At 71.8% G+C, this 25,294-nt stretch carries 23 protein-coding genes, 1 pseudogene and 1 riboswitch; of the genes and pseudogenes, 10 read left to right on the top strand and 14 right to left on the bottom strand.

Annotated elements, in window-relative coordinates; genetic code table 11:
• Positions 1-17 precede the first annotated feature (17 nt).
• Positions 18-968 (top strand): sodium:calcium antiporter, encoded by a 951-nt coding sequence (locus JHB91_RS11940; RefSeq protein WP_199473020.1) that lies wholly within the window; start codon positions 18-20, stop codon positions 966-968.
• Between the two features lie 111 nt (positions 969-1,079).
• On the opposite strand, the pseudogene JHB91_RS11945 reads toward JHB91_RS11940, so the two are convergent.
• The 6 genes and pseudogenes from JHB91_RS11945 to JHB91_RS11970 all read right to left on the bottom strand — a co-directional run.
• Positions 1,080-1,391: pseudogene (locus JHB91_RS11945) on the bottom strand (Na+/H+ antiporter subunit G); the annotation flags it as partial.
• Positions 1,388-1,672, bottom strand: coding sequence for a K+/H+ antiporter subunit F (locus tag JHB91_RS11950; RefSeq protein WP_199374339.1), 285 nt, complete (start codon positions 1,670-1,672; stop codon positions 1,388-1,390). The pseudogene JHB91_RS11945 and the gene JHB91_RS11950, both read right to left, overlap by 4 nt.
• A gap of 26 nt (positions 1,673-1,698) precedes the next feature.
• Entirely contained in the window at positions 1,699-2,190 is a 492-nt protein-coding gene (locus JHB91_RS11955; protein ID WP_199373556.1) for a Na+/H+ antiporter subunit E, read from the bottom strand.
• Positions 2,187-3,740 (bottom strand): monovalent cation/H+ antiporter subunit D, encoded by a 1,554-nt coding sequence (locus JHB91_RS11960; protein ID WP_199473021.1) that lies wholly within the window; start codon positions 3,738-3,740, stop codon positions 2,187-2,189. The genes JHB91_RS11955 and JHB91_RS11960 overlap by 4 nt, the downstream gene beginning before the upstream one ends.
• Positions 3,737-4,099 (bottom strand): Na+/H+ antiporter subunit C, encoded by a 363-nt coding sequence (locus JHB91_RS11965; RefSeq protein WP_199373554.1) that lies wholly within the window; start codon positions 4,097-4,099, stop codon positions 3,737-3,739. The genes JHB91_RS11960 and JHB91_RS11965 overlap by 4 nt, the downstream gene beginning before the upstream one ends.
• Positions 4,099-6,930 (bottom strand): monovalent cation/H+ antiporter subunit A, encoded by a 2,832-nt coding sequence (locus tag JHB91_RS11970; protein ID WP_199473022.1) that lies wholly within the window; start codon positions 6,928-6,930, stop codon positions 4,099-4,101. The genes JHB91_RS11965 and JHB91_RS11970 overlap by 1 nt, the downstream gene beginning before the upstream one ends.
• A gap of 110 nt (positions 6,931-7,040) precedes the next feature.
• Here JHB91_RS11970 and JHB91_RS11975 point away from each other — a divergent pair, with 110 nt between their 5' ends.
• Positions 7,041-7,925 (top strand): nucleoside-diphosphate sugar epimerase, encoded by an 885-nt coding sequence (locus JHB91_RS11975; RefSeq protein ID WP_233398691.1) that lies wholly within the window; start codon positions 7,041-7,043, stop codon positions 7,923-7,925.
• A 1-nt stretch (position 7,926) separates the two neighbouring features.
• Here the strand turns inward: JHB91_RS11975 and JHB91_RS11980 are convergent, their stop codons facing one another.
• From JHB91_RS11980 to JHB91_RS11990, 3 genes are all read right to left on the bottom strand, one after another.
• Positions 7,927-8,814 (bottom strand): DMT family transporter, encoded by an 888-nt coding sequence (locus tag JHB91_RS11980; protein ID WP_199373551.1) that lies wholly within the window; start codon positions 8,812-8,814, stop codon positions 7,927-7,929.
• Positions 8,815-8,901: 87 nt separating this feature from the next.
• Positions 8,902-9,387 (bottom strand): Mpo1-like protein, encoded by a 486-nt coding sequence (locus tag JHB91_RS11985; protein ID WP_199373550.1) that lies wholly within the window; start codon positions 9,385-9,387, stop codon positions 8,902-8,904.
• 59 nt (positions 9,388-9,446) lie between these two features.
• Complete coding sequence (locus JHB91_RS11990) at positions 9,447-10,421, bottom strand: mitochondrial fission ELM1 family protein (protein WP_199473024.1); 975 nt, start codon at positions 10,419-10,421, stop codon at positions 9,447-9,449.
• Between the two features lie 83 nt (positions 10,422-10,504).
• Here JHB91_RS11990 and JHB91_RS11995 point away from each other — a divergent pair, with 83 nt between their 5' ends.
• The 5 genes from JHB91_RS11995 to JHB91_RS12015 all read left to right on the top strand — a co-directional run bounded on the left by JHB91_RS11995 (position 10,505) and on the right by JHB91_RS12015 (position 14,617).
• Positions 10,505-11,095: a malonic semialdehyde reductase gene (locus JHB91_RS11995; protein WP_199473025.1), complete on the top strand. Its 591-nt coding sequence runs from the start codon at positions 10,505-10,507 to the stop codon at positions 11,093-11,095.
• Positions 11,095-11,871, top strand: a complete 777-nt coding sequence (locus JHB91_RS12000; RefSeq protein WP_199473026.1) for a hypothetical protein — start codon at positions 11,095-11,097, stop codon at positions 11,869-11,871. The genes JHB91_RS11995 and JHB91_RS12000 overlap by 1 nt, the downstream gene beginning before the upstream one ends.
• 65 nt (positions 11,872-11,936) lie before the next feature.
• A complete protein-coding gene (locus tag JHB91_RS12005; protein ID WP_199373546.1) occupies positions 11,937-12,137 on the top strand; it encodes a zinc-finger domain-containing protein in 201 nt (66 codons plus the stop codon).
• A gap of 25 nt (positions 12,138-12,162) precedes the next feature.
• On the top strand, positions 12,163-13,290 hold the full coding sequence (locus tag JHB91_RS12010; RefSeq protein WP_199473027.1) for a glycosyltransferase: 1,128 nt from the start codon (positions 12,163-12,165) through the stop codon (positions 13,288-13,290).
• Entirely contained in the window at positions 13,274-14,617 is a 1,344-nt protein-coding gene (locus JHB91_RS12015; protein ID WP_199473028.1) for an O-antigen ligase, read from the top strand. The genes JHB91_RS12010 and JHB91_RS12015 overlap by 17 nt, the downstream gene beginning before the upstream one ends.
• On the opposite strand, the gene lpxL is transcribed toward JHB91_RS12015, so the two are convergent.
• Positions 14,583-15,488 (bottom strand): LpxL/LpxP family Kdo(2)-lipid IV(A) lauroyl/palmitoleoyl acyltransferase, encoded by a 906-nt coding sequence (gene lpxL, locus JHB91_RS12020; RefSeq protein WP_199473029.1) that lies wholly within the window; start codon positions 15,486-15,488, stop codon positions 14,583-14,585. The two genes, JHB91_RS12015 and lpxL, sit on opposite strands and share 35 nt — an antisense overlap.
• A 67-nt stretch (positions 15,489-15,555) precedes the next feature.
• On the opposite strand from lpxL, the gene waaA reads away from it, so the two are divergent.
• The gene (gene waaA, locus JHB91_RS12025) at positions 15,556-16,869 is read left to right on the top strand and encodes a lipid IV(A) 3-deoxy-D-manno-octulosonic acid transferase (RefSeq protein ID WP_199473030.1); all 1,314 of its coding nucleotides are present in this window, start codon (positions 15,556-15,558) and stop codon (positions 16,867-16,869) included.
• A gap of 54 nt (positions 16,870-16,923) precedes the next feature.
• On the opposite strand, the gene JHB91_RS12030 is transcribed toward waaA, so the two are convergent.
• The 3 genes from JHB91_RS12030 to JHB91_RS12040 all read right to left on the bottom strand — a co-directional run bounded on the left by JHB91_RS12030 (position 16,924) and on the right by JHB91_RS12040 (position 19,801).
• Complete coding sequence (locus JHB91_RS12030) at positions 16,924-18,336, bottom strand: TolC family outer membrane protein (RefSeq protein WP_199473031.1); 1,413 nt, start codon at positions 18,334-18,336, stop codon at positions 16,924-16,926.
• Between the two features lie 26 nt (positions 18,337-18,362).
• Positions 18,363-19,016 (bottom strand): protein-L-isoaspartate O-methyltransferase, encoded by a 654-nt coding sequence (locus tag JHB91_RS12035; protein WP_199373540.1) that lies wholly within the window; start codon positions 19,014-19,016, stop codon positions 18,363-18,365.
• 128 nt (positions 19,017-19,144) lie between these two features.
• A complete protein-coding gene (locus JHB91_RS12040) occupies positions 19,145-19,801 on the bottom strand; it encodes a TetR/AcrR family transcriptional regulator (protein WP_199473032.1) in 657 nt (218 codons plus the stop codon).
• An 82-nt stretch (positions 19,802-19,883) separates the two neighbouring features.
• On the opposite strand from JHB91_RS12040, the gene JHB91_RS12045 reads away from it, so the two are divergent.
• Positions 19,884-20,978, top strand: coding sequence for an efflux RND transporter periplasmic adaptor subunit (locus JHB91_RS12045; protein ID WP_199473033.1), 1,095 nt, complete (start codon positions 19,884-19,886; stop codon positions 20,976-20,978).
• Positions 20,975-24,199 carry an efflux RND transporter permease subunit gene (locus JHB91_RS12050; RefSeq protein WP_343225096.1) on the top strand — a complete coding sequence of 1,075 codons (3,225 nt, stop codon included), beginning with the start codon at positions 20,975-20,977 and terminating at the stop codon, positions 24,197-24,199. Before JHB91_RS12045 ends, JHB91_RS12050 begins: the two co-directional genes overlap by 4 nt.
• Here JHB91_RS12050 and JHB91_RS12055 read toward each other — a convergent pair.
• Entirely contained in the window at positions 24,148-25,104 is a 957-nt protein-coding gene (locus JHB91_RS12055; RefSeq protein WP_199473034.1) for a homoserine kinase, read from the bottom strand. The genes JHB91_RS12050 and JHB91_RS12055 overlap by 52 nt on opposite strands.
• Positions 25,105-25,166: 62 nt before the next feature.
• Positions 25,167-25,268: riboswitch (TPP riboswitch) on the top strand.
• Positions 25,269-25,294 lie beyond the last annotated feature (26 nt).

Consider the following 25,294-nt stretch of genomic DNA (forward strand, 5'->3'; position numbering starts at 1 on the left):
ACGAAGGGAGTCGCGCCATGCTGACAGCCATCGGTTTGTTCGTCCTCGGCCTCGCGCTGCTGGCACTGGGCGGTGATTCGCTGGTCAAGGGCGCTTCGGGGCTGGCGCAGCGCCTGGGCGCGTCGCCATTCGTTGCCGGCCTGGTGCTGGTGGCGTTCGCCACGTCGTTGCCCGAACTCGCGGTCAATGCGCGCGCGGTGTTCGCCGGCGAGCCGGCGCTGGCGCTCGGCAACGCCGTCGGCAGCAACATCGCCAACGTCGGATTGACGCTCGGTGCCGCGGCGCTCGCGGCGCCGCTGGTGGTGCGATGGCGTGCGCTCGCGCCGCTGCTGCTGGTCCTGCTGCTGGCGACGCTGGCGGTGATCGGCTTCGGCTGGGACGGCCAGCTGTCGCGCGGCGAAGGCGGGCTGCTGCTGGCCGGGTTTGTCGGCGTGCTGGTGTTCGCGCTGGTGCGGGCGCGTGACGAGCGGCCCGGCGTGATTGACGCGCTGCAGGCGTTCGCCGCCACGCGCGGCGGGTTGGGCCTGCACGTGGTCCGCCTGGTGGTGGCGGCCGGCCTGCTGTATTACGGCGCGGGCCTCGTGGTGGGCGCCGCGCCGCGCATCGGCATGGCGCTGGGCATGGAGTCGCTGGTCACCGGCCTGCTGGTGGTGGCGATCGGCACCGCGCTGCCGGAAATGGCGGCGGCGGTTGCCGCGGCGCGTCGTGGCCAGGGCGACATCGTCGCCGGGCACGTCATCGGCTCCTGCCTGTTCAACCTGCTGGTGGTGATCGGCGGCATGGCGGTGGTCGGTGGGGTACCGGCACCGGCATCGTTCGTGCGCTTCGAACTGCCGGTGGCGTTCCTGTTCGCGCTGCTGCTGGTGCCGCTGCTGCGCGGCGGCACCACCGTCAGCCGGCTGGAAGGCGCCTTGCTGCTGGCCGCGCTGCTCGCGTGGGTCGGCATCGAACTGGCGATGCTCGGCTGAAGCCGCAGCCGGCGGGCGCGCCGGCGTCCAGCGTGTCCGGACGCCTCAGATCGCGTCGTCGTCGCCGCCGTCGGGACGCGGCGGCACGTGCGTGTCCTCGTCCGACTTGCCTGGCAGCTGCGGGCGCTCGTCCATGCGCAGCGACAGCGCCGCCTTGGACATCAGGTGCGCGCTGATCGGCGCGGTGATCAGCAGGAACGCGGTGATCAGCAGCTCGCGCGGCTGCGGATCGCTGCCTACGAACAGGTGGTAGCCCACCGAGGCGGCGAGCACGCAGCCGACACCCAGGGTGCTGGCCTTGGTCGGTCCGTGCAGGCGCTTGAAGAATTCCGACAGCCGCACCAGGCTGATGCCGCCCATCAGGATGAAGAAGCTGCCGACCAGCAGCAGCACGACCAGCAGCAGTTCCCAGAAGACGCTCATTCCACGATGTCCCGGCGGATGACGTACTTGGACAGCACCACCGTGCTCACGAAGCCGAGCATCGCGATGATCAGCGCGGCCTCGAAGTACACCGCGGATTTCAGGTACATGCCCAGCAGCATCAGCTCGGCGATGGCGGTGACGTTGAGGGTGTCGAGGGCGAGGATGCGGTCCGGCACGGTGGGGCCGCGCAGCAGGCGCCACAGCGCCAGCAGCATGGATGCGCCGACCGCGTACATCGACACGCCGATCGTCATGTCGATCAGGCCATGACCGAACAGCTGGATGCCGGCGAGTTCGGGTGTGTTCAAGGGAAGATCTCCATCAGCGGGCATTCGTAGCGGCGCTTGATGTCGGCCACCAGCTGCGCCTCGTCGGCCAGGTCGAGCACGTGCACCAGCAGGTAGCGGCGGTCATCGGACAGTGCGGCGGTCACCGTGCCCGGCGTCAGCGTGATGCAGCAGGCCAGCGCGGTGATGCCGTGGATGTTGCCGATGTCCAGCGGATACCAGATGAAGCCCGGGTGGATGCTCGACTCGCGGCCCAGCACCTGGCGCGCGACGCGCAGGTTGCACAGCAGGATGTCCCACAGCAGCACCACCAGCAGGCGCGGCAGCGGGCGCAGGCTGCCGATGCGTGCGAACTCGCGGTCCAGGCGTGAGGCGAACGGCGGGATCGCCAGCCCCAGCAGCAGCGCCATGGCGAACTGGGCGAGATTGAGCTCGGCGACCATCAGCATCCAGAACACGATGATCCCGAGCGACAGGGGCATGGACGGCAGCCAGCTGCGGCGGTTCATGGCTGTCGCCCCGCGGGTTGCGCCGCACGCAGGTGCTGCACGTAGGCGGCCGGCGCCAGCAGCTGCGCGGCGGCGGCCTGCGTGTAGCGCAGGATCGGCGCCGGTGCCAGCGCCATCGCCACGCCGTAGGACAACAGCAGCATGGTGGCGAGGGTCTCGGGCAGGCGCAGGCGGCCGCGCCCGCGCGCGCCGGCGGCATGTTCGGCGACGGCTGCGGCGGCCGGGGCCGGCTTCCAGAAGATGCGCGTGCCGGCCCGGGTCAGGCCCACCACCACCAGCATGCTGCTGCCGAGGATGGCCGGCCATGCCCATTGCACGGCGGCGTCCGGCACCGACTGCAGCAGCAGCGTCTTGCCGATGAAGCCGGACAGCGGCGGCAGGCCGGCGATCGACACCGCCGCCACCAGGAACATCACCCCGGCCATCGTGCGTACGCCCGGCGCCGGCGCGAAGGCGCGCAGGGCATCGCCGGCGTCGCCGCGGCCGCGGCGCACCAGGTCGGCGATCAGGAACAGCGCGGCGGCGGTGAAGCTGCTGTGCACCAGGTAGTACAGGCCGGCGGCGATGGTGCCCGGCTGGCGCAGCCCGAAGGCGATGAACAGCGTGGTCGCCGACACCAGCACCAGGTACACCACCAGCACCCGCAGCCGCGTCGCCGCCATCACGCCCAGCGCGCCGAGCACCAGCCCGGTGACCGCCGCGGGCAGCATCCATTCCCAGCCGTATCCGGCCATGGCGCCCGCCGGTTCGCCGAGCAGCAGCGAGCCGACGCGCAGCACCGCGTAGATGCCGACCTTGGTCATGATGACGAACAGCGCCGCGACCGCCGCTGGCGCGCGCGTGTAGGTTTCCGGCAGCCACAGGTACAGCGGCAGCAGCGCGGCCTTGGCGCAGAACACCACCAGCAGCAGGCCGAGGGTGGCCTTGGCGAGCGGAAGATCGCGCGCCGGCAGCTCGGCCACGCGCACCGCGAGTTCGGCCATGTTGAGCGTGCCGAACACGCCATACACCAGGCCCAGCGCGATCAGGAACAGCGTCGCCGACGCGACGTTGAACACCACGTAGTGCAGGCCCGCGCTCATGCGCACGCCGCGGCCGCCCGACAGCAGCAGGCCGTAGGACGCGATCAGCATGACTTCGAAGAACACGAACAGGTTGAAGATGTCGCCGGTCAGGAACGCGCCGTTGAGGCCCATCAGCTGGAACTGGAACAGCGCGTGGAAATGCGGCGCGCGCCGGTCCCAGCCGGAGCAGGCGTGCAGCAGGCAGGCGCCCGCGAGCATCGCGGTGGCGAGCACCATCAGCGCCGACAGGCGGTCCACCACCAGCGCGATGCCGATCCGCGCCGGCCAGTCGCCGAGCAGGTAGACCAGCACCTGGTCGTCGCCGGCACGTGCCACCAGCAGCACCGCGGCGGCGAACGTCGCCAGCATCGAGATCCAGCCCACCGAGCGCTGCACCACGGTGCCGAAGCGGCGGTGCTCCACGAACAGCGACAGCGCGCCGCCGAGCAGCGGCAGCAGGATTGGCAGGATCGGCAGCTGGCTCACGACTCCTTCCCCGGGCGGTCGATCATGTCGCCGGCGTCGACATGGTCGCTGTCGTTGTCGGCGCGGCTGCGCATGGCCAGCACGATCATCACCGCGGTCATGGCGAACGCGATCACGATCGCGGTCAGGACCAGCGCCTGCGGCAGCGGGTCGGTGTAGTTGGCCAGCGTGGCGTCGACGCCGTCGCGAAGGATCGGCGGCTTGCCCACCACCAGGCGGCCGCTTGAGAAGATCAGCAGGTTGGTGGCGTACGACAGCAGGGTCAGGCCCAGGATCACGTCGAACGAGCGGGCGCGCAGCATCAGGTACACGCCGGTCGAGACCAGCACGCCGATACCGCTGGCGATCGCGAACTCCATCAGTTGGCCTCCCCGGTGACGGCCGAGCGCGTGGCCGGGTTGATGGTGCCGCGGTGGGCGACCATGGTCTTGGAAGGCTTCAGCGTGCCCATCATCGACAGGATCAGCATGGTGCTGCCGAACACCACCAGGTACACGCCGACGTCGAACGCCGCCGAGCTGGCCAGCGGGATGACGCCGAGCAGCGGCAGCTCCAGGTCGTAGTGGCCGCTGCTGAGGAACGGCAGGCCGAACAGCATGGGGCTCACGCCGGCGACCAGCGCGACCATCAGCCCGGCGCCGATGGCGCGGATGTAGTCGAAGCCGAACCGCGATTCCACCGACTCGGCGCCCTGGATCACGTACTGGATCAGCAGCGGCACGGCCAGCGTCAGGCCGGCGATGAAGCCGCCGCCGGGCGCGTTGTGGCCGCGCAGGAACAGGAAGATCGACACCACCAGGGTCAGCGGGAACATCATCTGCGCGAGGTCGGCCGGCACCGGCAGCTTGACCGGCGGGCCGGGCATGATCTTCTCCGGCGCCATGCGCGCGCGGCGCAGCATGGCGTGCACCACCAGCCCGGCGATGCCGAACACGGTGATCTCGCCCAGTGTGTCGAAACCGCGGAAGTCGACCAGGATCACGTTGACGATGTTGCTGCCCCACGCCTCGGGCAGCGCGCGCGCGGTGATCTCGGCGGCCGCGGCGTTGACCGGCGGCCGCACCATCATCGCCCACGCCAGGCCGGCAGTGCCGGCACCGGCCGCCAGCGCCACCACGCCGTCGCGCACCCGGCGCGGCAGTGAACGCGGCGGTGGCGAATCCTTGGGCAGGTAGTGCAGGCCAAGCAGCATCAGGGCGACGGTCACCAGTTCCACCAGCAGCTGGGTCAGGGCCAGGTCGGGTGCCGAAAGCGCCACGAACGTCATGCTGACCGCCAGCCCGCAGCCGCCCATCACCAGCACCGCGAGCAGGCGCTGGCGGTACAGGGCCAGCGTGGCGAGCGCGCAGCCGACCAGCATCAGCCACAGCACCCAGGCCAGGTGCACCATCGGCCTGGATTCGAAGACGAGCGCTTCGCGCGGCTCGCCCCAGCCGGCGATGAAGGGCGCGGCGCCCGCGGAAATCGCCACCAGCACCAGCCACAGCAGGCTGCGCTGCATGCTGCCGTTGGCGATGGTGTGGGTGAAGCGCCGCGCAAGGCGGAACAGCGCCTCGATGTTGAGGTGGAACAGCCGGCGCCCCTGCGAGCGCTGCACGATGGCGTGCAGGTCCAGCACCCTGCGCAGCCCGAGGTACAGAGCGACGCCGCAGGCCACGCCGCCGAGGCTCATCAGCAGCGGCATGTTGAAGCCGTGCCAGACCGACAGGCTGTACGCGGGCACCGCGTCGCCGAGCACGCCGCGCGCGGCGGTGGCCAGCAGCGGGCCGATGGTCCACTGCGGCGCCACGCCGACCGCCACGCAGGCGACCACCAGCACGGCCACCGGCAAGCGCATGAAGGTCGGCGCCTCGTGGACCTTCTGCGTCACCTCGCGCGGGCCACTGCCGAGGAAGGTGTCATGGACGAAACGCAGGCTGTAGGCCACGCCGAAGGTCGCGAACAGGAATGCCGCCACGGTGATGAAGGTGCGCATCGCATCGTCGCCCTCGATCTCCAGCGCCTGCGCGAAGAACATCTCCTTGGACAGGAAGCCGTTGAGCAGCGGAATGCCGGCCATCGCCAGCGAGGCGATGATGGCCAGTGCACTGGTGTAGGGCATCAGCCGCCACAGCCCGCCCAGCCGTCGCATGTCGCGGGTGCCGGCCTCGTGGTCGATGATGCCGGCGGCCATGAACAGCGAGGCCTTGAACGTCGCGTGGTTGAGGATGTGGAACAGCGCCGCCACCGTCGCCATCGGCGTCGACAGGCCAAGCAGGAGCGTGATCAGGCCGAGGTGCGAGATGGTGGAATACGCCAGCACGCCCTTCATGTCGTGCTGGAATATGGCGTTCCACGCGCCGACCAGCAGGGTCAGCGCGCCGATGCCGGACACCACGTAGAAGAACAGGTCGGTGCCGGCGAGTGAGGGATGCAGCCGCGCCAGCAGGAACACGCCGGCCTTCACCATGGTCGCCGAGTGCAGGTAGGCCGACACCGGCGTCGGTGCCGCCATGGCGTGCGGCAGCCAGAAGTGGAACGGGAACTGCGCGCTCTTGGTGAACACCGCGGCCAGCACCAGGCCCAGGATCCAGGGATAGAGCTCGTGGGCGCGGATCGCGGCGCCCGACGCGAGCACGGCGTCCAGCTCGTAGCTGCCCACCACGCGGCCGATCAGCACCACGCCGCCCAGCAGCGCCAGGCCGCCGGCCGCGGTGATGGTGAGTGCCATGCGCGCGCCCTCGCGGGCGTCGTCGCGGTGGAACCAGAAGCCGATCAGCAGGAACGAGCTGATCGATGTCAGCTCCCAGAACACCACCGTGAGCAGCAGGTTGCCGGACAGCACCATGCCCAGCATCGCGCCCATGAACAGCAGCAGGAAGCAGAAGAAGCGCCGGGTCTTTTCCTGCGGCCCGAGGTAGTAGTGGGCATACATCACCACCAGGCCGCCGATGCCCAGCACCATCAGCGCGAACATCCACGCCAGTCCGTCGAGGCGCAGGCTCAGCGCCAGTCCGGCCTCCGGCAGCCAGTCGTGCATCGCCCGCGGGATGCCACCCGCGATCACGTCCGGGGTGAACCATGCCAGGATCGCCAGGCCCAGGAGGGGCGCCAGCCCGGCCAGCCACGCACATGCGCGGGCCGGCGCATCGCGGAGGATCGCGAGCACCAGCGCAAACAGGAACGGCAGGGCCAGCATCAACTCCAGCATCGGGGTCCTTGTCGTCGGGGGAGTGCCGCGGCGCGCGCGGCAGCGGTCGATTCTAGCAGCGGGGGATGTACGTTCCTCCGCATCGCGCGGCTTCGCCTATGCTTTCGCGGATGGAATTGCATGACCATGCGCACCCCCGCGCGCTGCTGTTCGGTGGCAGCGGCCAGATCGGCGCCGCGCTGCTCGCGCGCCTGTTGGCTGCGGGCTGGCGCGTGGATGCGCTGTCGCGCACGGAGCAAACGGCGGGCGAGGGCGTGCGCTGGCTGCGCGGCGGTTTCGACGCGATGCCCGGGCTCGAAGCGCGCTACGACGTGGTGCTGGGCTGCGGCCCCCTCGACCGTTTCGCGCGCTGGTTCGAAGATGCCCGCGTCGACACGCCGCGCCTGGTCGCATTCGGGTCCACCAGCCTCGCCGTGAAGCAGGGCTCGGCCGATGCCGGCGAGCGCGAACTCGCAGCGCGCCTGGCCGTTGCCGAAGCGCGGCTGTTGGCGACCGCGGCACGGCGCGGCACGGCGGCCACGCTGCTGCGCCCGACCCTGGTCTACGGCGCCGGGCGCGACCTCACGCTGTCGCGGATCGCGGCGCTGGCGCGGCGGCGCGGCTGGTTCGCGCTGCCGCGCGGTGCCGACGGGCTGCGCCAGCCAGTGCACGTGGATGACCTCGCGGCCACCGCGATGTCCGCGATCGCGGCCGGGGCCGCCAGCCAGGGGCGTTCCTACGACCTTCCCGGAGGTGAAACCCTGCCGTATCGCGACATGGTGGCGCGGGTACTGGTCGCGCTGCAGCCGCCGGCACGGCTGGTCGAGCTGCCCGCGCCGGTTTTCGCCGGCCTTGCGGCGGCGGCCCGTGCAGCGGGTCTGCTGCAGGGCTTCGGTGCCGCGGCACAGCTGCGCCTGCGCCAGGACCTGGTGTTCGACGCGCGGCCGGCGATGGACGACCTCGGCCACGCGCCGCGCCCGTTCCGGCCGGACGCCGCGATGTTCGACCCGCGCTGAATCAGATCTCGCGCGCCGGCGGCAGCGGCCGCGCGGTGGCCATGGCGCGCAGCGCGATCGCGACCACGCCGCCCAGCACCAGCGCACCGCCGATCCACAGCTGCGGACCGGGGCGGTCGCCCCAGAACACGATGCCCAGCAGGACCGCCAGCAGCGGCGTCAGCATGAGCCACGGCGTGAGCTGCGCCACCGGATGGCGCTGCAGCAGCAGGAAATACACACCATGGCCGAGCAGCGAGGCGACCAGCGCCGAATACGTCACCCCGATCCAGGCACGCGGCGAGAACGTGGCCAGCGCCGACACGCCGCCGGGTTCGAACACCAGGCTGATCGCCAGCAGCGGCAGCACCGCGATCAGCGCGCTCCAGCCCTGCTGGGTCAGCATGCCGATGCCGCCGAGGCGCCGCATCAGCACCGTGCCCAGCGCCAGGAAGCCCGCCGACACCAGCATCGCCAGGATCGCGGCCGGCTTTTCGACGATCGAGGGATCGAAGCCGATCACCAGCACGCCGATGAAGCTCACCGCGATCGCGGTGCCGGTGCGCCAGGCGAAACGCTCGCCCAGCACCACCCAGGCCAGCAGCGCCGACATCGGCACGTAGCTCTGCATCACGATCGCCACCGCCGACAGTTCACCCGCCAGGCGCAGCGCCCAGAAGCTCAGGCCGAAGTGCAGCACGTTCATGCACAGCGCCACGGCCAGGAAGCGCGGCCACTGTGCGCGCGGCACGGGCTTCAGGAACGGCAGCAGGACCAGCGCCACGATGCCCATGCGCAGTGCGGTGTACAGGAACGCCGGCATCTCGAGCAGCGCGTAGGCCGAGAACAGGAAATTCCCCGCCCACGCCATGCAGATGGCCAGGATCAGGAAGAGGTCGCGTGGGGACATGCGCCATTGTCGCCGCTGTGGGTGGCCGCCGCGCGTGCCGGCCGTCCCGGGTCATGGCATGCAGTGTTGCGCGGTGCCGCGACGCTCCTACCAGCGCCACCCCAGGCGGCGGTAGAGCTTGGCCAGCACCCAGGCCGGGCCGATCAGCAGATACACCAGGTCGGTGAAAAAGCTCGGCTTGCGGCCTTCGATGCGGTGGCCGATGAACTGCGCGATCCACGCCACCACGAACACGCCTACGGCGAGCGCCAGCAGCCCGCGCGTGCCCAGCGCGTCGTGCAGCCACCAGCACAGCGAGGCCATGGCCAGCAGCTGCACCGCCATGCCGACGCCGAGCGGGCGCGACGCGCGCTGGTAGAACAGCCAGGCCGCGAACATCGCCAGCGCCGCCCACACCCCTTGGCGGAGCGCGGTGCCCGGCGACGGGATGCACCACAGCAGGGCGATCACGCTCCACAGGATGGCCGGCACCGCGAACACGTGGATGGCCTGGTTGCGGGCATTGCGGTGGTCGCCGGAATAGCTCGCGAACCAGCGGTCGATGGGGCGGTCGGTCTGGCTTGCGATGTCCATGGCGTCACCGGTGCGCGGATGCGGCGAGGATAAGCCAAGCCGCGCCGCCACGCGCCAGGTCAGGCGAGTCCGAGCCGCGCACGCACCTCGCCGGCGATGCGCCCGGTCTCGCGCAGCGGAATGGCTATGTAGCCGTCGAGGCGCTCGTCCACCGCGCGGACGCGCCCGCGCGACAGCAGTTCGTCGACGAAGCGCCGCGGCCGTCCGCGCACGCGGTCCGCGCCGGCCACGAACACCGGCGCCGCGGTGGCGCAGGCTTCGGACAGCATGTTCACGGAGTCGGCGGTGCACACGATGCGGTCTGCCCAGGCCAGCATGCCGGGATAGGGGTTGCGGCCATCGGTGTCGTCCACCCACGCCATCAGCGGCACGCGGCCGCGGTGCGCGCGCAGGGCATCGCGCAGTGCGGGCGGCGTGCGCCGCGAGGCCGTCACCAGCAGGCTGCCGCCTTCGCGCGCGGCCACGGCGTCGGCCAGCGCCAGCAAGCCTTGAAATGCCACAAGGTCGAAGCCGGCATGCGCGCTCGGCCCGCCGAGCAGCAGGGCGGTGCGCGGCGACGGCAGCTCCGCGAAGTCCGCGAATTCCATCCGCGCGCGCGCCAGCCAGGCGTCGTCGATCGGATGCAGGCTGCCGAGCGTGGTGATCACGTTGTCGCCGCGGAGGCCGTCATGCGCAGGGGTGACGACCAGATCCCAGTGGCGCGGGTCGATGCGCGGATCGAGCACCTGCACCGCGTGCGCGCCGCGTGCGCGCAGCAGCCGCGTGGCCAGCGCCGCCTGCCGGCCACAGCCGACGGCGACCAGCGGTGGCGCTGCCAGGCTCGCCGCGAACGGCGCGCCGAAGGCCTGCGCAGCGCCTGGCAGACGGCGCGGCGCAAGCCACGACCACGGCGCGCGCGCGGCCAGCGTCACTTCGGCCATGGCACCGACGCCAAGCGCCTCGGCAAGCGCGCCCGCCTGGCGCACGTTGCCGGCGCGTCCATCGCTCAGCGCCCAGGCGACGGCCGGGTGCGCGCGTTCTGCTGTCGTGACCATCCGTTCCGGGGCCGGGCCTGTGGTTTCTCCGGGCGGACTCTACACTTCCCGGTCCAGCGAACCCGCGATCGAGAGGACACCTGATGACCGATGCATTGCCCGCCACCGCGCTTGCCCGCCTGTTCCGCGAGGCCCGCACCCACAACGCGATTGGTGGCGAGGTCGGCGACGACACCCTGCGCGCGCTCTACGACCTGGTGAAGTTCGGGCCCACCGAGGCCAATGCCTGCCCGGCGCGCTTCGTGTTCGTGAAGTCGGCCGAAGCCAAGGCGCGCCTGGCGCCGGCGCTCAGCGACGGCAACCGCGACAAGACCCTGGCCGCGCCGGTCACCGTGATCATCGGCCACGACATGGCGTTCTACGACAAGCTGCCGGTGCTGTTCCCGCATACCGATGCGCGTTCGTGGTTCGCCGGCTCCGACGAGGCGCGCCTGGAGCGCGTGGGCCTGCGCGGCTCCAGCATGCAGGCGGCCTACCTGATCATGGCCGCGCGCGCGCTGGGCCTGGACTGCGGGCCGATGAGCGGTTTCGACAACGCGATGGTCGACGCGGCGTTTTTCCAGGGCACGGCGGTGCGTTCCAACATCCTCGTCAACCTGGGCCACGGCGATCCCGCGCAGCTGTTCCCGCGTTCGCCGCGGCTGTCGTTCGACGAGGCCGCCAGGATCGAGTGATGGCGCCTGCGAGCGTGCTTCTCCGCCGCGCCGCTGCGCGCGGACGCATTGTCGCCGGCGGCGTGGATGCCCGGCACGCGTTCTCGCGCGGCGACGCGATCGATCGCGCGTGGATGGGCTGGGGCGCGCTGCGCGTGCTGTCGACGCAGGCGTGGGAGCCGGGCGCGGTGGGCGAGGGCATGCGCATCGCCAACATGGAGCTCGTCCTGCTGGTGCTGGAAGGTCGACTGCGCATCGATTGCGCAGGCTTCGATCCGCGCGAAGTCACCGCAAGGGGCGCGGCGTGGATCGGCGCCGGGCACGGCACCGACTGCCGGCTGGCCAATGCCTCGGCCACGGCGCCACTGCGCCTGCTGGAGGCCTGGATCCAGCCGGATCGCGTGAACGCGGCGCCCGGCATCGCGGTGCGCCCGGCTTGCGCCACGGCAAGCGGCGCCTGGCTCACGCTCGCCGCCGGCGGGGAGTTCCATGAGTCCGCGGACCGCGCGGGATGCGATGGCGTGGATGGCGCAGCGGGCGATGACCGTCCGCTCCTGCTGCGCCAGGACGCGCGGTTGCGCAGCGCGGGGCTCGAAGCCGGCGCATCGCTCGCGCTCGACGTCGTGGCGGGACGCCGTGGCTGGCTGCAGCTGCTCGAAGGCGCTGCGGCGGTCGACGGCCAGGCGTTGTCCGCGGGCGACGGACTGGCCTGGGACGCACATGCGCCCGCGCCTGCAACGCTTGTGGCCACGTCCGGCGCCGCGGCGCACGCGCTGCTGTTCGAGCTGCCGGCCTGAGCGCGGGCCGTGCCGCTGGCGGCGCGGTAAACTCCGGTTTCCGTTTTCCATCTGGCACCGCACCCATGTCCACCGCTCCGACGCAGCCCACCGTGGCCAACGCCCAGACGCAGTACGAGGTCCGGCGCGCCGACCTGCCGCTGAGCTGCCCGCTGCCGTCGATGGCGCTGTGGAACTCGCATCCGCGCGTCTACCTGCCGATCGAAGCCGACGGCGGCCAGGCCGACTGCCCGTACTGCAGCGCCCATTTCGTGCTGGTCGACTGAGACCGGTACGGGCGGCCGCGGGCGCATGCACCGGCCGCTGACGGTCCTGCAGGTGTTGCCGGCGCTGGAATCCGGCGGCGTCGAACGCTCCACCATCGAAATCGCCGACGCGCTGGTGCGCGCCGGCCACCGCGCCCTGGTCGCATCCGCCGGCGGCCGCCTGCTGCCGGCGCTGCGTGCCACAGGTGCCATGCACGTGGAGCTGCCGCTGGGCCGCAAGTCGCTGGCGACGCTGGCGCTGGTCCGGCCGCTGCGCCGGCTGTGCGCCGAGCACGGCGTGGACATCGTGCACGCACGCTCGCGGCTGCCGGCGTGGGTCGCCTGGCGCGCGCTGCGCGGCATCCCCGAAACAGGCCGCCCGCGCCTGGTCACCACGGTCCACGGCTTGAACTCGCCCTCGCACTACAGCGCGATCATGACCCGCGGCGAACGCGTCATATGCGTGTCCGACACGGTGCGCGCCTACGTGCTGCGTACGTACCCGGGCACCGATCCCGCGCGCCTGCGGGTGATCCCGCGTGGCATCGACCCCGCGGCGTTCCCGCGCGCGCCCTGGCCGGACCCCGCTGCGCGCGCGCGCGCCGCCGCGTCGGACAGCCGTCTGGCCGGCGAGGGCCCGTTGCTGCTGCTGCCGGGTCGCGGCACCCGGCTCAAGGGGCATGGCGATGCGCTGGCGCTGCTGGCCGCGCTGCGCTCGGACGGCCTGGATGCGCGCCTGTGGATGCCGGGTGCGCGCGACCCGGCGCGTGCGGCGTACGTGGCCGAGCTGGAGGCGTCCGCCGCCGCCATCGGCATCGCCGACGCGGTGGTGATCGCGCCCCCGACCACGGCCATCGCCGATGCCTACGCGGCCTGCGACCTGGTGCTGCAGCTGTCGCGCAAACCGGAGGCCTTCGGGCGCACCGTGGTCGAAGCGCTGGCGGTCGGCCGCCAGGTGCTCGGCTGGGACCACGGCGGGGTGGGTGAGCTGCTGCACGAGCTGCAGCCGGACGGCGCGGTGCCCGCGTTCGATGCCGCGGCGCTGCTGGCGCGCGCGCGCGCGCTGCTCGGACAGCCGTCACGGGCACCGGCTACGATGACCGCCATCCCCGTGACCTACTTGCTCCGAACGATGCAGGACGCCACGCTTTCGGTCTATGACGAACTCCGCTGACACGCTGCCGTCGGCAGGTGCGCCCGCGCCCAGCGGATGGCGCTGGGCGCCGCACTGGGTGCTGGCGTTCGTCGCGCTCTGGCCCGCGCCCGGCTATGCCGAGGGCGTGATGGTGCTCGGCGCGCTGCTGGCGATCATCAAGCTGCTCACCGCGCGCTTCCGTGGCGGTGGCGCGCTGCTCAGCGGCCCGGCGTGGGCGCTGACCAGCGTGCTGTTCTTCGCCTACTGGCTGCCCGAACTGCTGTCCGCGCCCGATGCCGTGGATCCGGCGCGCGCGCTGCGCGAAGCCGCGGTCGACCTGCGCTACCTGCCGTTCCTCTGGCTGGTGGCGATCGCCGTGGCCAGCGAGCGCGGCCGTCGGCTGACCTTCATCGGGCTGGCGGTGATCGTGGGCATGTGGACCCTGGACGCGCTGGCCGAGGTCGCCTTCGGCACCAGCCCGCTGTTCTGGGGGATCGATGCCGCCAAGCAGGCGATCAGCGGTCGGCCGATGTGCAACCTCGAAGAACTGGCCAGCGCCGACCGCCTGGGCGGCGTGCTCGGCCCGTGCAACCTCAAGCTCGGCGTGGTGCTGGCCAGCCTGTCGCCGTTCGCGCTGTATGCCGCGGGGCGGCGCTGGCACACCGCGGGCTGGGTGGTCGCCGCCGCGGCAATCGGCATCGTGATCGTGTTCGCCGGTTCGCGCGCCTCGTGGCTGACCTATGCGCTGGTGCTGGTGCTGTCGGGTTGGCGCCTGCTCGGCTGGAAGCGCCTGCTGCTGGTGTTCGCGTTCGGCCTGGTGACAGTGCTGGCGCTGGGGCTGGCGTCGCCGGATGTCCGCGACCGCATCGAACGCACCACCCATGCGCTGTCGGCGGACGAGACCGGCGTCGACAGCGCACTGTCCGGGCGCACGCGGATCTGGGGCGCGGCGCTGTGCATGGCGCGCGCGCATCCCTTCAACGGCGTCGGCGCGCGCGGCTTCCGCGAGGCGTTCCCGGCCTGCGATCCGCAGGCCGGTGACGTGCCGGCCTGGGGCGAAGGGCCGGCGCTGCATGCGCACCAGATCGTGCTGGAAGTGCTGAGCGAAACCGGCGTGATCGGGCTGTTGCTGTGGCTGGCCGGCATGGCACTGGCGCTGCGCGCCTGGCGCTTCGCCGACGTCGCCGCGCGTGAGCGCGCGCGGCCGGCGATGCTCGCCCTGCTGGTGACGGTGTTCCCGTTCAACACCCACCTGGCGTTCTATTCCACGTTCTGGGGTGGCCTGACGCTGATGCTCGCCGCGCTCTACGCCGGCAGCCTGCTGGCGCGAGTCAGTACACCGAGCCCCCGTCCGGACGCCGCTTGAAGCGGCGGTGGATCCACAGGTACTGCTCGGGCGCGGCGCGCACCATGGCCTCGATGGCGGCCATCACTTCGGCGGTGTCGGCCACGGCGTCCGCGGTCGGATAGCCGGCGGTCGCGGGAAACAGGCGCAGCGTGTAGCCGCCATCCGCGCGGCGCGCGTGCTGGAAGAACACCACGGCCGCGCCCGACATGCGCGCCAGCTGGTGGGTCGATTTCAGGCTGTGCGCCGGCTGGCCGAAGAACGGCACGAACACGCTGTCGCCGCGGCTCGGATCCTGGTCGGGCGCGTACCAGAGCAGGCCGCCACGCTTGAGGTGGCGCACCGCGCCGCGCAGGTCCTGCTTGGGGAACATCGCAGCGGCATAGCGCGCGCGGCCGCGGCGCACCGCCCATTCCATCGCCGCCTGCGCATGCGGCCGGTACATGCCGGCCAGCGGGATGTGGTCGCACATCAGCCGGCCGCAGACCTCGAGCGTGGTGAAGTGCCCAGAGACCACGATCACCCCGCGGCCCGCGGCGCGCGGCGCGTGCACGTGTTCGAGGCCTTCGACCACCAGCCCGCGGCGCAGCGGCGCCACCGAGCCCCACCAGGCGCGCGCGAACTCGAACACGCCGATGCCGATCGCGGCGAAGTGGTGGCGCAGCAGCGCGTCGCGCGCGGCGGCGTCGAGCTCCGGGAAACACAGCGCGATATTGCGCGCGGCGATGTGGCGGCGCCGCGGCAGCGCGGCGCGCAACAGTGCGCCGAACGTGCGACCGACCGCGCGCTGCAATGGCCACGGCAGGCGCGCCAGCAGCGCCATCGCGCCGATGCCGAGCCAGGTCGGCCAGTGGCGCGGCGCCAGCGGCGGCGTGTTGTCGGAATCGGACATGCGGGGATTCTACCGGTCGTGGCCCGCCGGCCCGCCGCAGGCCCGGCGGCTTCGCTATCCTTGCCGCATGAAGGCCGCCCCAAGCGAACGCGCCGTTGAACGCCTGCTGCGCGGTCTGTACTCGGCCGTGCTGTACCTGCTGGTGCCAGTCACGGTGTACCACCTGATCTGGCGCGGATTCCGCCAGGCCGGCTACCTGCAGCGCTGGGACGAGCGCTACGCGATCTACCGCACGCCGCCCGTGGAGGGCGACGGCTGCGTGTGGGTGCACGCGGTATCGGTGGGCGAAGTGAACGCCGCGGCGCCGCTGGTGGATGCGCTGCTGGCCGCGCGCCCCGACCTGCGCCTGCTGGTGACCACCATCACCCCGACCGGCTCGTCGCGCGTGCAGGCGTTGTGGGGCGAGCGCGTCGCGCACGTCTACCTGCCCTATGACCTGTCGGGCGCGGTGCGGCGCTTCCTTGCGCACCACCGGCCACGGCTGGCGCTGGTGCTGGAAACCGAGCTGTGGCCGAACCTGCTGTTCTGCTGCCGCGACCACGGCATTCCCGCCTACCTGGTGAACGCGCGGCTGTCGGAGCGGTCCCTGCGCGGCTACCGCGTGCTGCGGCCGCTGGTGGCGCGCGCGCTGCGCACGCTGCACCGCGTCGCCGCGCAGTCGGCAGCCGACTGCGAGCGCTTCGTGCGCCTGGGCGCCGAACCTGCCGCGATCACCGTGCTCGGCAACCTCAAGTTCGACATCGCGGTGGACGACGCGGCACGGCGCACCGCCGCCGCATTCGCAGGGCACAGCGGCGGCCGCCTGGCGTGGATCGCGGCCAGCACGCATCCCGACGAGGAGGCCGCGGTGATCGCCATCCACCGGCGCCTGCGCGAGCGCTGGCCGGCGCTGCTGCTGCTGTGGGCGCCGCGCCATCCCGAGCGCTTCCGCCCGGTCACGCAGGCCTGCGTGGAAGCCGGCTGGCGGGTTGCCACGCGCCAGTTCACGCACTGGCCGGACCACAACGACGACGTGTTCGTTGTCGACACGCTCGGCGAACTCACGCAGTTCTACGCCTGCGCGCGCGTGGCCTTCGTGGGAGGCAGCCTGCAGCCGGTGGGCGGACACAACCTGCTCGAACCTGCGGCGCTTGGCGTGGCCGTGGTGACGGGGCCGCACCTGCACAACTTCAGCGACATCGCCCGCCAGCTCGACGAGGCCGGCGCCCTGCGCATCGCTGCCGATGCCGACGCGGTCGGCGCGGCGGTGGCCGAGTTGCTCGCCGATGACCAGGCACGCGGCGTGATGGTGCAGGCCGGGCTGCAGCTGGTGAAAGCCGGGCGCGGCGCCCTTGCGCGCACCATGGAGCTGATCGCGCCCCACCTGCCGCCGGCGGCCTGAACGGAACAGGGCGCCGAAGCGCCCTGTTGTGTTTCCGTGCCGCCTGCGCAGCGCTCAGCGGCCGTTGGCTCCGGGCGCTTCAAGCCGTGCTTCGGCATCGACGGTCAGCAGGCGATTCACGTCCTGCACGCTGGCGACATCGATGGTGCCGGCCGCCTGCTCCAGCAACAGCCGGTTCTGCAGGAAGTTGTAGCGCGCCAGCGCGTATTCGCGCTCGGCGTTGAACAGCGTCTGCTGGTTGTTGAGCACGTCGAGCACGGTGCGCGTGCCGACTTCCAGCCCGACCTGCGAGGCCTCGTAGGCGCTGCGCGCGGAGAACACCGCCGCCTTGCGCGCCTCGACCTCGCTGATGCCGGCCACCAGCGTCTGGTAGGCGTTGCGGGTTTCGCGCACCAGCGCGCGGCGTTCGGCCTCGTACTGGTCCTGGCGCACGTCGCGGGTGGCGATCGCCTGGCGCACGCGCGACTGGGTCGCGCCGCCGGAGAAGATCGGCACGTCCAGGGTCAGCCCCACGCTGCGCGACTTCGACTCGGCGTCGAGCCGGGCGACGGCACCACCCGGCAACGTCGTGGGATCACCCCAGCGGTCGGTTTCCCCGTAGTTGCCGGACAGGTAGATCGTGGGCAGGTGGCCGGCCTTGGCGGTGCCGACGTCGTGCCCGGCGGCCTGCAGCTGGTGTTCCAGCGCCTTGAGGCCGGGATTGTTGTCGACCGCGCTGGTGACCCAGCCGTCAACCGCCTGCTCGGTGGGCAGCGCCGGGCTGAAGTCTTCCGGCAGGCCCTTGAGGTTGCGCACGTCGGTGCCGGTGATCTGGCGCAGCGCCTGGTAGGCGTCTTCGAGTGCGTTGCCGGTGACGATGGTGTTGGCGCGCGCGCTGTCGTACTGGGCGCGGGCCTCGTGCACGTCGGTGATCGGCGCCAGGCCGACCTCGAGGCGCTTGTCGGCGAAGTCGAACTGCTTCTTCAGCGCCGCTTCCTGCGCCTGCGCCGCGGCCAGCGTCTCGATCGCGACCAGCACGTTGAAATACGCCGCCGAGGTGCGGGTGATCAGCGAGTCGCCGGCCGAGTCCAGCGTGAAGTCGGCCGCGGTGGCCAGCTCGCGCTGCGAGCGCAGGTTGCTGATGCGGCCCAGGTCGAGCACCGCCTGGTTGAGGTTCACCCCCAGCGAGCGCGTGGTCGACTCGGACTCGCTGCGGCCGACGAAGGGCTGCCCGGTCACTTCATCGATATCGCGCCCCGAGGTGTCGGTACGCGAACGCGACAGCGAGGCGCTGCCGCCGATCTGGGGCAGCAGCGATGCGCGCGCCTGCACCGCGCCTTCGCGGGTCGCGAGCCGGCTGGATTCGGCGGCGGAAAATGTCGGATCGCTGTTGCGGGCCTGCTCGTAGGCCTGCAGCAGGTCTTCGGCCGATGCCGCGGCGGGCAGCAGTGCCAGGAGGAGCGCGAGGACGAGGGGACGACGGGTCATGGAAGATCCTTGGTGTGGGCTGGCGTTCAGAACGCGAATGCCGGCACGGGGGCCGCGCCCGCCAGATAGGCGAGGTCGGTCTCGAACAACGATTCCGTGCGCGTGCCGTTGACGTCGGCGTGCATGAGCACGGCCTCCATCACCGGCGCGCGGCCGCGGACGATGAACATGCGGCCGCCGGGACGGAGCCAGCCTAGGAAGTGCAACGGCACCGTGTCGACCGCGCCCGTGACGCAGATCGCGTCGAACTTGCGGTCGGTGTTCCAGGCAAAGGCATCGGCATGTTCGACGTCGACGTTGGCCAGGCCCTCGGCGTGCAGCGTGGCCAGGGCGGCGGCGGCGATGTCGCCGTGGCGTTCGATGCTGAGCACCGAGCGCGCCAGGCGGCCCAGGCATGCGGCCATGTAGCCGCTCCCGGTGCCGATCTCGAGCACGTCCTCGCTGCCGTCGAGCGCCAGCGCCTGCAGCGCACGGCCTTCGAGCACCGGCTTCATCATCGACTCGCCGTGGGCGAGCGGGATCGCGAGGTCGGCATAGGCCAGCGCGCGGTGCGCGGCCGGCACGAAGCTCTCGCGGGGCAGCCGCACGATCACGTCGAGGACGCGGGTGTCGAGCACCTCCCATGGGCGAACCTGTTGTTCGACCATGGCTTCGCGGGCTTTGGCGTAATCAAGGGTCATGGCGGGGCCTGGCGGGTCTGGGTGACCGGCCATTTTAGGTCAAATAGCGGGAGGGGACGCCGACAGCATGGTCGGGCAGGCGGCGTGGGCTTGAGTGCCGGAAGTCACCGGGACCGCCGGCGGGATGTTCAAGGGGCCCGGCCGGCGCGCGCGAAGGCGCGCAGGAACATGTCGACGCAGGATTCGAGGTGCGCGTCCACGCCGGATTCCGCCGCCGTGTCTGGGTATCCGATGACGAGGCGCGCAAAGGCCTCGCCCTTCACCAGCGAAAAGAAGTGCCCGGCGGCGCGCGCGGGATCGGCGACATCCAGATCGCCCGCGGCCTGTCGTCGCGCCACCAATGCGGCGAATGCGTCGTGCAGCCGCGCCGGGCCGGCATTCCAGAAATTGCACGCCAGCGTGGAGTCGAGCCTGGGCGCACACAGCATGCGATGGCTGGCGACCGTTTCCGGCGCCATCACCAGCGCGTGGTAGGCGCGGGCAATGTCCATCAGCCGCTCGCGCAGCGGCGTCTCCGGTGACGGTTCGAACAGCGCGGTGGGCAACTGCTGTTCGCAGGCCGCGTTCACCACCGCGACGAACAGCGCGTCCTTGTCGCCGAAGTGGCTGTAGATGGTGAGCTTGGACACGCCGGCCAGCGCAGCGATCTGGTCCATGCTGGCGCCGTCGAAGCCCTGGCGCGTGAACATCTGCATGGCGGCATCAAGGATCGCCGCGCGCTTGGTGAGGTCCTTGGGCCTGCCAGGCGCGGGTCGGGGATGGTCTTGATCGGCGCAGACGGACATTCCCCAATACTAGACCATGGAGTTTGATAATTATAGGATGGCCACCGTTTTCCAGCGGCCGCGAGGCCAATGCGGAGAGGCCATGGCGGTGCGGTCCTGGTTGCTGGCGGGTGCGATCGTTTCCAGCCTGGCCGCCTGCGGCGAGCGCACCCCGGCCGAGGCGCCCCCGCGGCCCGTGCTGGTGGCACATCCCGCCGCGTCCGACGCGGGCCAGGCCGCGTTCGCCGGCGAGGTGCGGGCCCGCGAAGAGAGCCCGCTGTCGTTCCGGGTCGGCGGCATGCTGGTGCGCCGTGCGGTCGACGTCGGCGCGCGCGTCGAACGCGGTGCCCTGCTGGCCGAACTCGATCCCGGCGACCTCGCGCTCGAGGCCGGCGCCGCGCAGGCGCGGCTCGCCGCCGCCGAGGCCGAACTGGTCCGCGCCCGCGCCGACCGCGCGCGGTACGCGGCGCTCGCCGAGGACCAGCTGGTCAGCCGTTCGACGCGCGATGCGCAGGAGGCCGCCTACCAGGCTGCCGCAGGCCAGGTCCGCGCCGCGCGTGCCCAGCTCGACGTCGCCCGCAACCAGTCCGGCTACGCGACGCTGCGCGCGCCGGCCGCCGGCGTCATCGCCAGCCGCCAGGCCGAAGCCGGCCAGGTGGTCGCGGCCGGGCAAACCGTGTTCACGCTCGCCGGCGACGCCGGCCGCGAGGTGGCGATCGCGCTGCCGGAATCGAGGATCCGCGATTTCAGGATCGGCCAGCCGGTCAAGGTCGAGCTGTGGAGTGCGCCCGGGTCGCACCTGGACGGCACGATCCGCGAGATCGCCCCGGCCGCCGATGCGCAGGCGCGCACCTACGCCGCGCGCGTGGCGCTGGACGCCGACGGGGCAGCCCGCGTCGACCTCGGCCAGAGTGCCCGCGTGTACGTGCGCGCGGCCGGCGCCGTGCCGCTGTCGGTGCCGCTCCCGGCGGTGCAGCGCGGCGCCGACGGCGCGGCCAGCGTGTGGGTGGTGGGCGCCGACGCGCGCCTGAAAGCCGTGCCGGTGAAGCTGGGGCCGTTCGCGGCGGAGCGGGTCCCGGTGCTGGCCGGGCTGTCCGCCGACGATTGGGTGGTGGTGGCCGGCGGCCACCTGCTGCGCGAAGGCCAGGCCGTGGCGCCGGTCGACCGTGACAACCGCCCCGTCGATCCGTCGCCGTGAGTGGCTCGCGGTTCAACCTGTCCGAGTGGGCGCTGCGCAACCGCACGCTGGTGCTCTACGCGATGCTGGTGGCGGCGGTGGTCGGCGCGTGGTCGTACCGCCAGCTCGGCCAGTCCGAGGATCCACCGTTCACCTTCAAGGCGATGGTGGTGCGCACGGTGTGGCCCGGTGCCACCGCGGCGGACGTCGCCAGCCAGGTCACCGAGCGCATCGAGCGCACGCTGATGGCCACCGGCCGCTACGAGCTGATCCGCTCGTACTCGCGGCCGGGCGAGTCGCAGATCATCTTCATGGCGCGCGACTCGATGCGTTCGAAGGACGTGCCGGCGCTCTGGTACGAGGTGCGCAAGAAGGTCGGCGACATGCGCGCCACACTGCCGGAAGGCGTGGTCGGGCCGTTCTTCAACGACGAATTCGGCGACACCTTCGGCAACATCTATGCGCTGACCGGCGAAGGCTTCGACTACGCGGTGCTCAAGGATTACGCCGAGCGCATCGAGCTCGAGCTGCAGCGCCTGCCCGACGTGGGCAAGGTGGAACTGGTCGGCCTGCAGGACGAGAAGGTCTGGATCGAGGTCGCCAACGCCAAGCTGGCCACGCTCGGCATTCCGCTGGCGTCGCTGCAGCAGGCGCTGGCGGCGCAGAACGCGGTTACCGGCGCCGGATTCTTCGAGACCGGCAGCGAACGCGTGCAGCTGCGCGTCGATGGCGCGTTCCGGTCGCTCGACGAGATCCGCGACTTCCCGGTGCGCGCCGGCGACCGCACGCTGCGCCTCGGCGACGTGGCCACGGTGAGCCGCGGATTCGCCGATCCCGCCGCGCCGCGGATGCGCTTCATGGGCGAGGACGCGATCGGCATCGCGGTGGCGATGCGCGACGGCGGCGACATCCTGCGCCTGGGCGGCGCGCTGAGTTCGGAGTTCGCGCGCCTGCAGGACACATTGCCGGCGGGCATGCAGCTGGCGCAGGTGTCCGACCAGCCACAGGCGGTGCGCGAATCGGTCGGCGAGTTCATGCGCGTGCTGGTGGAGGCGGTGGCGATCGTGCTGCTGGTGAGCTTCTTCTCGCTCGGCTTCCGCACCGGGCTGGTGGTGGCGGTGTCGATCCCGCTGGTACTGGCGCTGACGTTCGCGGTGATGCAGTACTTCGGCATCGGCCTGCACAAGATCTCGCTCGGCGCGCTGGTGCTGGCGCTCGGGCTGATGGTGGACGACGCGATCATCGCGGTGGAGATGATGGCCATCAAGATGGAGCAGGGCTTCGACCGCTTCACGGCAGCCGGCTACGCGTGGTCGCACACCGCCTTCCCGATGCTCACCGGCACCCTTGTCACCGCGGCGGGGTTCCTGCCGATCGCGACCGCGGCGTCGTCGACCGGCGAGTACACACGCTCGCTGTTCCAGGTGGTGGGCATCGCGCTGATCGTGTCCTGGGTGGTGGCCGTGCTGTTCATCCCGCTGCTCGGCGAACGCATGCTGCCCGACCTTGCGCATCCGGTCGCGCCTTCGCCGCGCTCCATCGCCGGGCGCTGGCGCGCACGCCGCATGCGCTGGGCCGACCGCTGGCCGCAGTACGCCATGCTGCTGGCACCGCCACCGGTCGGCGATGGCCATGAGCGCGATCCCTACCAGCGTCCGTTCTACCGCCGTTTCCGGCGCCTGCTGGAGTGGTGCCTGGAGCGCCGCTGGCTGGTGATCGGCAGCACGGTGGCATTGCTGCTGGTGTCGGTGCTGATGTTCCGCTTCGTGCCGCAGCAGTTCTTCCCCGACTCGCAGCGGCCGGAGCTGATGGTCGACCTGGAACTGGCCGAAGGCAGTTCGCTGCGCGCCACCGCGGACGAAGTCGCGCGCATGGAGGCGCTGCTCCAGGCGCAGGACGGCGTGGCCAGCTACGTGGCCTACGTGGGCACCGGCTCGCCGCGCTTCTACCTGCCGCTCGACCAGCAGCTGCCGGCTGCGAACTTCGCGCAGTTCGTGGTGCGCGGCGAAGACGTCGATGCCCGCGAACGGCTGCGCACCTGGCTGCTCGACGAGGCCGCCCCGGCGTTCCCGGGCCTGCAGCTGCGCGTGACGCGCCTGGAGAACGGCCCGCCGGTGGGCTATCCGTTGCAGTTCCGGGTTTCCGGCGAACACATCGAGCGCGTGCGCGCCATCGCCCTCGAGGTGGCCACGCAGGTACGCGCCAATCCGCACGCGGCCAACGTCAACCTCGACTGGGACGAGCCGAGCAAGTTCGTGCGCCTGGTGATCGACCAGGAACGCGCGCGCGTGCTCGGCGTCAGCTCGCAGCAGCTCGCGCAGTTCCTCGCCGGATCGCTGTCGGGGCTGCAGGTGAGCGTGTACCGCGAGGGCAACGAGCTGGTCGGCATGCTGATGCGCGGCCCGGCGGACGAGCGCACGCGGCTCGACATGCTGGGCAGCCTGGCGATCCCGACGGCCAGCGGCCAGTCGGTGCCGCTGGCGCAGGTCGCGCGGCTGGAATACGCGTTCGAGGACGGCATCATCTGGCACCGCAACCGCCTGCCCACGGTCACCGTGCGCGCCGACGTGCGCGGCGCGACGACGCCGCCCACCGTGGTCGCACAGATCCTGCCCACGCTCGAGGCCATCCGCGAGGCGCTGCCGGAGGGCTACCTGCTGGAGACCGGCGGCACCGTCGAGGACGCCACGCGCGGGCAGGACTCGATCAAGGCCGGGCTGCCGCTGTTCCTGTTCGTGGTGGTCACGCTGTTGATGCTGCAGTTGCGCAGCTTCTCGCGCAGCGCGTTGGTGCTGCTGACCGCGCCGCTGGGGCTGATCGGCGTGGTGCTGTTCCTGCTGGTGTTCCGTGTCGCGTTCGGCTTCGTGGCGATGCTCGGCACCATCGCGCTGGCCGGCATGATCATGCGCAACTCGATCATCCTGGTGGACCAGATCCAGCAGGACATCGATGCCGGCCACGCGCGCTGGGATGCGATCGTCGATGCGACGGTGCGCCGCTTCCGGCCGATCGTGCTGACCGCGCTGGCGGCGATCCTGGCGATGGTGCCGCTGTCGCGCTCGCTGTTCTTCGGGCCGATGGCGGTGGCGATCATGGGCGGGCTGACGGTCGCCACCGTGCTGACGCTGCTGTTCCTGCCGGCGCTGTACGCGGCCTGGTTCAAGGTGCGACGCGACGAGCCGCTGGCGGTTCAGCTGTCGCCAAGCAGCTCCGCGCGCGGACCCGCTACCGGCGAGACGTAGGCGCGCGCGTCGCAGCCCGCATCGAGGAACGCGGCGCGCATCGCCGGCGCCGCCCGCTCCGCGCCTGCGCGGCTGTCGAACCACGCGAAGCAGCTTGGCCCGCCACCGGAAATGCTCGCGCCCAGCGCGCCCTGGTCCATGGCCGCGGCCTGGACCGCATCGAATCCGCGGATCAGCGGCGCGCGGCGCGGTTCCACCAGCAGGTCGCGCAGTCCGTCGGCGATCAGCGACGCATCACCGCGTGCCAGCCCGGTGAGGAACAGTGCGAGATGGGTGGAATGCGCGACCACCTCCGCGAGCGCGTAGGGCGCGGACAGCACGGCGCGCGCGTCGCGGGTCTCCAGCACCAGGTCCGGATGCACCACCACGCAGTGCAGCCACGCGGGCACGGCGAGCGCCAGCAGGCGCGTCGGCGTGGCCATCGCCACGCCGCCGATCAGCATCGGCCCGACGTTGTCGCCCTGGCGGCTGTGGGTGGACGCCCATTCGCCGTCGAGCGCGAACGGATACAGCGCCTCGCGCGGCAGCGGCGCATCGAGCAGCGCGTTGGCGGCGACCAGCGCGGCGACGCACGATGCCGCCGAGCCGCCAAGCCCGGAGCCGAGCGCGATGCCCTTGTCGAGCTCCACTGCGAAGCCGTAGGGCAGCGCCAGCGCCGAGCGCAGCGACTGCAGCGCGAGGCCGGCGGTATTGGCGGCAGCGTCCAGCGGGATCGAAGCCACGCCGCGCACGTCGCCGCGCACGGCGTCGATGCGCACTTCGGGTGCGTCGATCCGGCGCACGTGGGCGACGTCGCGCGGTCCGTCGATGGTGTGCCCGAGCAGGTCGAAGCCCACGCCGATGTTGCCCACGCTGGCGGGGGCGTACGCGGTGGCGGAAAGCGGGCGGGCGCGGGTGTCGGTCATGGCCGGCAATTATGCCGCGCGCGGCACGGGCTGGCCCGGGCGCGGGCAACGTGGTGCAATGCCCGTTGAAGCGGGGGTACCGCGGCCGGCACGGCGTGGTTGAGACAGTCCCTTCGAACCTGATCCGGCTGATACCGGCGTAGGGAAGCTTCGCGGGAACCACGGGCAAGCTCCGTGCGTCCGCGCCGCC

This window comes from Luteimonas sp. MC1828, from assembly GCF_016461615.1.
GTDB lineage: Bacteria > Pseudomonadota > Gammaproteobacteria > Xanthomonadales > Xanthomonadaceae > Luteimonas.

Bases quoted from the DNA above. Each gene is read 5' to 3' on its own strand.
- JHB91_RS11940 (WP_199473020.1), top strand. From the start codon at position 18: ATGCTGACAGCCATCGGTTTGTTCGTCCTCGGCCTCGCGCTGCTGGCA.
- JHB91_RS11955 (WP_199373556.1), bottom strand. From the start codon at position 2,190: ATGAACCGCCGCAGCTGGCTGCCGTCCATGCCCCTGTCGCTCGGGATC.
- JHB91_RS11965 (WP_199373554.1), bottom strand. From the start codon at position 4,099: ATGGAGTTCGCGATCGCCAGCGGTATCGGCGTGCTGGTCTCGACCGGC.
- JHB91_RS11970 (WP_199473022.1), bottom strand. From the start codon at position 6,930: ATGCTGGAGTTGATGCTGGCCCTGCCGTTCCTGTTTGCGCTGGTGCTC.
- JHB91_RS11975 (WP_233398691.1), top strand. From the start codon at position 7,041: ATGGAATTGCATGACCATGCGCACCCCCGCGCGCTGCTGTTCGGTGGC.
- JHB91_RS11980 (WP_199373551.1), bottom strand. From the start codon at position 8,814: ATGTCCCCACGCGACCTCTTCCTGATCCTGGCCATCTGCATGGCGTGG.
- JHB91_RS11985 (WP_199373550.1), bottom strand. From the start codon at position 9,387: ATGGACATCGCAAGCCAGACCGACCGCCCCATCGACCGCTGGTTCGCG.
- JHB91_RS11990 (WP_199473024.1), bottom strand. From the start codon at position 10,421: ATGGTCACGACAGCAGAACGCGCGCACCCGGCCGTCGCCTGGGCGCTG.
- JHB91_RS11995 (WP_199473025.1), top strand. From the start codon at position 10,505: ATGACCGATGCATTGCCCGCCACCGCGCTTGCCCGCCTGTTCCGCGAG.
- JHB91_RS12000 (WP_199473026.1), top strand. From the start codon at position 11,095: ATGGCGCCTGCGAGCGTGCTTCTCCGCCGCGCCGCTGCGCGCGGACGC.
- JHB91_RS12005 (WP_199373546.1), top strand. From the start codon at position 11,937: ATGTCCACCGCTCCGACGCAGCCCACCGTGGCCAACGCCCAGACGCAG.
- JHB91_RS12010 (WP_199473027.1), top strand. From the start codon at position 12,163: ATGCACCGGCCGCTGACGGTCCTGCAGGTGTTGCCGGCGCTGGAATCC.
- JHB91_RS12015 (WP_199473028.1), top strand. From the start codon at position 13,274: ATGACGAACTCCGCTGACACGCTGCCGTCGGCAGGTGCGCCCGCGCCC.
- lpxL (WP_199473029.1), bottom strand. From the start codon at position 15,488: ATGTCCGATTCCGACAACACGCCGCCGCTGGCGCCGCGCCACTGGCCG.
- waaA (WP_199473030.1), top strand. From the start codon at position 15,556: ATGAAGGCCGCCCCAAGCGAACGCGCCGTTGAACGCCTGCTGCGCGGT.
- JHB91_RS12030 (WP_199473031.1), bottom strand. From the start codon at position 18,336: ATGACCCGTCGTCCCCTCGTCCTCGCGCTCCTCCTGGCACTGCTGCCC.
- JHB91_RS12035 (WP_199373540.1), bottom strand. From the start codon at position 19,016: ATGACCCTTGATTACGCCAAAGCCCGCGAAGCCATGGTCGAACAACAG.
- JHB91_RS12040 (WP_199473032.1), bottom strand. From the start codon at position 19,801: ATGTCCGTCTGCGCCGATCAAGACCATCCCCGACCCGCGCCTGGCAGG.
- JHB91_RS12045 (WP_199473033.1), top strand. From the start codon at position 19,884: ATGGCGGTGCGGTCCTGGTTGCTGGCGGGTGCGATCGTTTCCAGCCTG.
- JHB91_RS12055 (WP_199473034.1), bottom strand. From the start codon at position 25,104: ATGACCGACACCCGCGCCCGCCCGCTTTCCGCCACCGCGTACGCCCCC.